Origin of the sequence: Streptomyces sp. TLI_053, from assembly GCF_900105395.1 — a bacterium.
Lineage (GTDB): Bacteria > Actinomycetota > Actinomycetes > Streptomycetales > Streptomycetaceae > Kitasatospora.
The window spans coordinates 707,842-714,563 of record NZ_LT629775.1 but is presented as its reverse complement, the minus strand read 5'-3'; the positions used below and the strand labels follow the sequence as shown (position 1 = coordinate 714,563).

General features: G+C 74.0%; 6 protein-coding genes. 3 read left to right on the top strand and 3 right to left on the bottom strand.

Annotated elements, in window-relative coordinates:
* Positions 1–77 precede the first annotated feature (77 nt).
* Positions 78–926, top strand: a complete 849-nt coding sequence (locus tag BLU95_RS02635) for a siderophore-interacting protein (protein ID WP_093858488.1) — start codon at positions 78–80, stop codon at positions 924–926.
* Positions 927–1,054: 128 nt separating this feature from the next.
* Here the strand turns inward: BLU95_RS02635 and BLU95_RS02630 are convergent, their stop codons facing one another.
* Positions 1,055–2,167, bottom strand: a complete 1,113-nt coding sequence (locus tag BLU95_RS02630) for a FecCD family ABC transporter permease (RefSeq protein ID WP_231978222.1) — start codon at positions 2,165–2,167, stop codon at positions 1,055–1,057.
* The gene (locus tag BLU95_RS02625; RefSeq protein WP_093858487.1) at positions 2,164–3,258 is read right to left on the bottom strand and encodes a FecCD family ABC transporter permease; all 1,095 of its coding nucleotides are present in this window, start codon (positions 3,256–3,258) and stop codon (positions 2,164–2,166) included. The genes BLU95_RS02630 and BLU95_RS02625 overlap by 4 nt, the downstream gene beginning before the upstream one ends.
* Before the next feature lie 158 nt (positions 3,259–3,416).
* On the opposite strand from BLU95_RS02625, the gene BLU95_RS02620 reads away from it, so the two are divergent.
* Positions 3,417–4,019: a MarR family winged helix-turn-helix transcriptional regulator gene (locus BLU95_RS02620; protein WP_093858486.1), complete on the top strand. Its 603-nt coding sequence runs from the start codon at positions 3,417–3,419 to the stop codon at positions 4,017–4,019.
* 137 nt (positions 4,020–4,156) lie between these two features.
* Here the strand turns inward: BLU95_RS02620 and BLU95_RS02615 are convergent, their stop codons facing one another.
* Complete coding sequence (locus BLU95_RS02615) at positions 4,157–5,104, bottom strand: methionyl-tRNA formyltransferase (protein WP_093858485.1); 948 nt, start codon at positions 5,102–5,104, stop codon at positions 4,157–4,159.
* A gap of 186 nt (positions 5,105–5,290) precedes the next feature.
* On the opposite strand from BLU95_RS02615, the gene BLU95_RS02610 reads away from it, so the two are divergent.
* Positions 5,291–6,652 carry a lysine N(6)-hydroxylase/L-ornithine N(5)-oxygenase family protein gene (locus BLU95_RS02610; RefSeq protein ID WP_093858484.1) on the top strand — a complete coding sequence of 454 codons (1,362 nt, stop codon included), beginning with the start codon at positions 5,291–5,293 and terminating at the stop codon, positions 6,650–6,652.
* Positions 6,653–6,722 lie beyond the last annotated feature (70 nt).

Genomic DNA, 6,722 nt, shown 5'->3' with positions numbered 1-6,722 from the left:
CGCCGGACCGGCTGCCGCCGTCCGGCCGCACTTCCCGGGGGGCTCCGTGCTTCCCCCGGCCCGAAACGAGGACACCCATGAGCGACAACGCCCACCGGATCAAGACCGTCTACCACGACCTCGCGCTGCGGACCCTGGAGGTCCTCCGGGTCACCCGGATCACGCCCCGGATGGTCCGGGTCACCCTCGGCGGACCCGAACTGGCCGGCTTCGTCGACCAGGCGCCCGCCGACCACGTGAAGGCCTTCTTCCCGGCGCCCGGCGAGACCGAGCCGGTGCTGCCCCTGCTGGGGGACGACGACGAGGGCCTGATCTTCCCCGACTCCCCGCCGTACCCGATCTCCCGCGACTACACCACCCGGCGCTTCGACCGCGAGGCCGGCGAGCTGGACCTCGACTTCGTGCTGCACGGCAGCGGTGTCGCCTCCGTCTGGGCCGAGCAGGCCGCGCCGGGGCAGAAGCTCGGCCTGGCCGGGCCGCGCGGCTCCGTGCTGGCCGACCTGGACTTCGACTGGTACCTGCTCGGCTGCGACGAGACCGGGCTGCCCGGCGTCGCCCGGTACCTGGAGATCCTGCCCGAGGGCGCGGTGGCCAAGGTCTTCGTGCTCGTCGACGACGCGGCCGAGGAGCACCACCTGGAGACCCGCGCGAACGCCGACATCGTCTGGCTGCACCGCGACGGCCGCGCCCACGGCGACAGCGACCGGCTGTACACCGCGATCCGCGACCTGGAGCACCCGCCCGGCGTGCCCTACGTCTGGATCGCGGGCGAGGCGGGCGAGTTGAGGCCGATCCGGCGGCACCTGCGGGCGCTGGGCTTCGACCGCGACATCACCGACGTCGACGGCTACTGGAAGCGCGGGACCGTCAACCTCGACCACCACGAGCCGGACGAGGACGACGAGGAGGAGGCGGCCGCCGGCTGAACCGCGGGCCGTGCGTCGGGGCCCGTCCGGACCGCTCCGGACGGGCCCCGCCGTCGTCCCCGCCCCCGCTCGTTCCCCGCCCCGCTCGTTCCCCGCCCCGCCCGTTCTCCGCCCCGCCCGGCGCCCGGTCAGCGCCGGCCCGACCGCCATTCGTGCGAGAGCAGCCAGACCAGGTACAGCCCGCCGATCGCCGCCGTCATGATGCCCACCGGGAGCTGGACCGGCGCCAGCACCCGCTGCGCCGCGAGGTCCGCCGCGCACAGCAGCACCGCGCCCATCAGCGCCGACGGCAGCAGGCTCACCCCGGCCGCGCCGGACAGCCTCCGGGCCAGCTGCGGCGCGGCCAGTGCCACGAAGGAGACCGGCCCGGCGCTCGCGGTGGCGACCGCCGCCAGCAGGACCGCGCACACCACCAGCAGCGCGCGGGAGCGTTCCACCGGGACGCCCAGCGCCTTGGCACTGTCGTCGCCGGACTCCATCAGCCGCAGGTGGCGGCCCATCAGCAGCACTGCGGGGAGGAGCAGTCCGACCGCCGCCGCGGCCGGGGCGAACTGCTCCCAGCCCCGGCCGTTCAGCGAGCCGGTCAGCCACACCGCCGCCGCCTGTGCCTCGTCGATCGAGGCCTCCGTCATCAGATAGGCGTTCACCGAGCTGAGCAGCGCGCCGGCGGCGATGCCGACCACGATCAGCCGGTAGCCCTGCACCCCGCGCCGGTACGCCAGCAGGTAGACGACCAGCGCGGTGGCGAAGCCGCCGCCCACGGCGCCCAGCGCGACCGCGAACGGGCCTCCGCCCAGGACCAGGATCTGGAGCAGGGCGCCGGTCGCCGCACCGGTCTCGAAGCCGATCAGGTCCGGGCTGCCGAGGGGGTTGCGGGCCAGGCTCTGGAACACCGCGCCACTGAGCCCCAGCGCGGCGCCGACCACGGTGCCGAGCGCCAGCCGGGGCAGTCGCAGATCGTTCACCACGTAGTCGGTGGTGCCGGTGCCGTGGCCGGCCAGGGTGCGGAGCACATCGGCGGGGGAGACCTGGAAGTCGCCCGTCCCCAGCGCGGCGACGCCCACCACGAGCAGGGCCGCGAGCAGGCCGAGACCGGTGGCCAGCGGGCGCCGGGCGACCCGAAGGCGCAGCGGGCCGAGGCGGATCCGCAGACCCGGGACGAGCGCGCCCGGGTCGATCGCGCCCGGCGCGGCGGACAACGGGGGGAGGGGGAGGGCGAGGTCCTCCGGACGGGACGTCACAGCTGGGGCACCTTCCGGCGGCGGACCAGGACGACGAGCACGGGGGCGCCGAGGGCGGCGGTGACGATGCCGACCGCCAGTTCGTCCGGGCGCACCAGCAGCCGGCCGAGCACGTCGGCGCCGAGGAGCAGCGCGGGGGAGAGCACCAGGCAGTAGCCGAGCAGCCAGCGCTGGTCCGGCCCGGTGACCAGCCGGACGGCGTGCGGCACGATCAGGCCGACGAAGCCGACGGGCCCGACCGCCGCGGTGGCCGCCCCGCAGAGCAGCGCCACCGCGACGGCGACCAGCACCCGGGTGCGGACCGGCCGGGCGCCGAGCGCGCTGCCCAGTTCGTCGCCGAGCGCCAGCGCGTTCAGCGGGCCGGCCAATGCCAGCGCCAGGACCACGCCGACCAGCAGGAACGGCAGGACCTGCACCAGGACGTCGTCGCCGCGGCCGGCGAGGGTGCCGACCGACCAGATCCGCAGCGCGGCGAAGGAGTCCCGGTCCAGGAAGGTCAGGGTGGAGATCCCGGCGATCAGCGAGGCGTTGACGGCGGTTCCGGCGAGGACCAGCCGGATCGGCGAGGGCGCGCCGCGCCCGGCCGTGCCGAGGGTGTGGACGGCCGCCGCGGTCAGCGCGGAGCCCGCCATGGCGAACCAGACGTAGCCGCTCGGGCTGGTGACGTGGAGGAAGCCGATCGCGGCCACCACGGCGGCGGACGCGCCGGACTCGATGCCCAGCAGTCCGGGGTCGGCGAGCGGATTGCGGGTCAGCGCCTGCATCAGGGCGCCGGCGAGCCCGAGGCCCGCGCCGACGGCGAGTCCGAGCAGGGTACGGGTGAGCCGGTAGTCCTGGACGATGACCGCGTTCTCGGTGCCGTCCGGTGAGAACAGGCCGCGCAGGACGGTGCCGAAGGGGATCGAGCGCGCGCCCACCGACACGCTGAGCACGGTGATCAGGAGGAGCAGCAGCAGGGCCGCGCAGAGTCCCGCCGCGCGCCACCGGGCGGCGCGGTGCCGGTCGGGCCGCGGCGGCCGGGTGGTGGTCCGTTCGGCGGGGCCGCCCGGCGGGTGGGCGGCGGGTCGGGTCTTCGGTCGGGCGGGTAGCACGCCACAGTCCCCCGGGAGGTCGGGCGGAGCACCGCCTTCACTGTCAACTTAGGTAAGGCTATCCTAAATCGAAGACGCGATCGGGGGGACACCGAGGGTCGGTCACCGGCCTGTGCGGTGCGACGACGCACGATCGATCGACAGGGGAGGCACGTTCCATGACGAACCGTATGCCCGGCGCACAGCGCGCCTCCGGCGCGACCGCGCCCGAGGGCGCCCCCGGACGCCCGGCCCGCTCCCGCGGGTCCGCCGCGCCGGCCGGCTGCTCGCACATCGGGCGGGAGGGTCCACCGGGCCTGCTGGCCCGCAGCAGTTTCCTGATGGCGCTCGTCGGCCGGGCCGCCCGGCGGCTCCTCGCGGAGGAGGCGGCGGGCCGCGGGCTCAAGCTCTGGCACGTGATGGTGCTCTGCGCCCTGGGGGACACGCCCGGCCTCTCCAAGGCCGAACTGGCCGAGCGGCTCGGGCTGTCCTCGGCCGACGTGGCCCGGGTGGTCGGGGACCTCGTGGCCGCCGGTCATGTCACCTGCGCCCGCGACGAGGCGGACCGCCGCCGGACGCTGACCAGGCTGACCCGCACGGGCCGCGAGGTCGCGGCCGCCGTCGACGTGGAGCTGGCGGCCGTCGACGACGACGTGCTCGCCCCGCTCTCGACGGCGGACCGGGAGCGGCTCGCGGACATTCTCGCGCTGCTATCCGAGCACCTGGACGCCGAGCACTTCGGTCTGCGGCCGGTGCGGAGGCCGCCCGCGCGGCGGGCCTGACCGCGGTCCCGGCACCGGTCCCGGCACCGGTCCTGGCACCGGTCCTCGCGGCGGGCCCGACCGCGGTTCCGGCGGCGGCCCTGACGGCGGGGCCCCGCACCGCCCGCGCGGCGCGGGGCCCCGGGGCCCGCCGGTGGTCAGGGCCGGGCGGTGAGGTAGCCGCCCATCGCGGTGAAGTACTCGGTGGCCGCCAGCTCCCGGCCGTCCTCGGTGCGGACCCGGGTGACGGCCAGGCCGTGGTTGCGGCCGGTGCGCGCGTCGGCGCCCGCGACGATCACCACGCCCTCGCCCTCGCGGTAGAAGATCCGGCCGGGGGTGCCGCCGTAGCGGCCCTCGGAGACGACGGCGGCGAGGATCTCCAGGCGCCTGCCCCGGTGGAAGGTGAAGGCCGCCGGATAGGGGGCGGACTGGGCGCGGACCAGGCGTTCCAGCACGTCGGCGGGCCAGCCCCAGTCGATCCGGATGTCCTCCTCCGCCCGCTTGTGGAAGAAGCTGGCCTGCGAGCGGTCCTGCTTGGTGAAGTCCGTGCGGCCGCCGGCGATCAGGTCGAGGGCGCCGATGGTGACGGGGGCGATCAGCTCGACCGTCCGGTGGAACAGGTCGGTGGCGGTGTCGGTCGGACCGACGGCGACCGCCTCCTGCCGCACGATGTCGCCAGCGTCGAGCACCTCGTCCATCAGGTGCGCGGTGACGCCGACCTCGGACTCGCCGTTGACGAGGGCCCAGATCAGCGGCGAGAAACCGGCGTACTTGGGCAGCAGCGAGTCGTGGATGTTGAGGGTGCCGTGCTTCGGCAGGGTGTAGATCCGGGGCGGGATCCAGGTCCGCCAGTTGTTGGCGACGATGATGTCCGGGGCGGCCTCCTCCAGGCGCCGCAGCAGCTCGTCGTCGTCCGGGCGGTTGCGGATCAGGACCGGGACGCCGTGCTCCTCGGCGAGGTCGGCGACCGAGTCGCTCCAGATCTTCTCGTAGGCGTGCTCGCTCCGGGGGTGCGTCACCACCAGCACGACGTCGTGCTCGGATTCCAGGAGCGCCTTCAGGGTGCGGTGGCCCCAGGTCTGATAACCGAACATGACGACCCGCATCAGCGTTCCTCCTCGGGCTGGCGAACTGACACGGAAAGTAAAGCAAGGCTTACCTAACCGTGCAACGGCTCCCTTCCGGGGCGGAGTTGACCGGCGGTGGAGGATTTGACCGTCCGCCCGGTCGACACTCAAGATTGATCAGGTTAGCCTTGCCTAAGTTCAAACCGGCGCACGAATGGGAGTGACATGCCTCGGGCCCTTCCCGGCGACGCAGCACTGATCCACGACCTGATCGGTATCGGCTTCGGGCCGTCGAACGTCGCCATGGCGATCGCGCTGAGCGAGCACAACGAGCGCGTCGGGAGGCACCAGGCCGTCACCGCGCACTTCTTCGAGCAGCAACCCGGCTTCGGCTGGCACCGGGGCATGCTCATCGACGACGCGACGATGCAGGTGTCCTTCCTCAAGGACCTGGTGACGCTCCGGAACCCGGCGAGCGAGTACAGCTTCCTCTGCTACCTGCAGAGCAGAGGCCGCCTGATCGACTTCGTCAACCACAAGAACCTCTTCCCGCTCCGGGTCGAGTTCCACGACTACTTCGAGTGGGCCGCGGCGAAGGTCGACGACATGGTCTCCTACGGCCACCGGGTCGTCTCCGTCGAACCCGTCCTGCGCGACGGCGTGGTGGAGTACCTGGACGTCACGGCCCGGTCCGGGGACGAGACCGTGGTCCACCGCGCGCGCAACCTCGTCATCGGCACCGGGCTGCGCCCGGTCATGCCCGAGGGCGTCGAGCGGGGCGAGCGGGTCTGGCACAACTCCGACCTGCTGCGCAACATCGGCGCCCTCGACGGCACCGAGCCCGGCCGCTTCGTCGTGGTCGGTGCCGGCCAGAGCGCCGCCGAGGCGGTCGCCTACCTGCACCGCCGCTTCCCGGCCGCGGAGGTCTGCGCGGTGTTCTCCCGCTACGGCTACAGCCCGGCGGACGACAGCAGCTTCGCCAACCGGATCTTCGACCCGGAGGCCGTCGACGCGTACTTCACCGCACCGGAGGAGGTGAAGCGCCGGCTGATGGGCTACCACGGGAACACCAACTACTCCGTGGTGGACATCGACCTCATCGACGACCTCTACCGGCAGGCGTACCAGGAGAAGGTGCTGGGTACGGAGCGGCTGCGCTTCCTGAACGTCTCGCGCCTCACGGCCGCCGAGGAGATACCCGGTGCGGTCCGCGCGACCGTCGAGAACCTGGTCACCGGCGAGGCGGCCGCGCTGGAGGCCGATGTCGTCGTCTGCGCCACCGGATACCTGCCGGCCGACGGCCTGGGGGTCCTCGGCGCGGTCGCCGACCGGTGCCAGCGCGACGAGCTGGGCCGGGTCCGGGTCGAGCGCGACTACCGGGTGGCGACCGACCCCGGACTCCGTTGCGGCATCTACCTCCAGGGCGGCACGGAGCACACCCACGGCATCACCTCCTCCCTGCTGTCCAACACGGCGGTCCGGGTCGGCGAGATCCTGGACTCGATCGTCGACCGCGGCCGCGCGGCCGGACCGGTCGAGGTCCCGCCCGTCAGCGAGGAGGCCGGGGTCCGCCAGCCGACCGCCTAGGCTCAGCACCACCGCACCACCGCACCACCGCACCCGCCGCCGTCCGCTGCCGTGCCGTCGCACCGCACGG

Bases quoted from the DNA above. Each gene is read 5' to 3' on its own strand.
- BLU95_RS02635 (WP_093858488.1), top strand. From the start codon at position 78: ATGAGCGACAACGCCCACCGGATCAAGACCGTCTACCACGACCTCGCG.
- BLU95_RS02620 (WP_093858486.1), top strand. From the start codon at position 3,417: ATGACGAACCGTATGCCCGGCGCACAGCGCGCCTCCGGCGCGACCGCG.
- BLU95_RS02615 (WP_093858485.1), bottom strand. From the start codon at position 5,104: ATGCGGGTCGTCATGTTCGGTTATCAGACCTGGGGCCACCGCACCCTG.
- BLU95_RS02610 (WP_093858484.1), top strand. From the start codon at position 5,291: ATGCCTCGGGCCCTTCCCGGCGACGCAGCACTGATCCACGACCTGATC.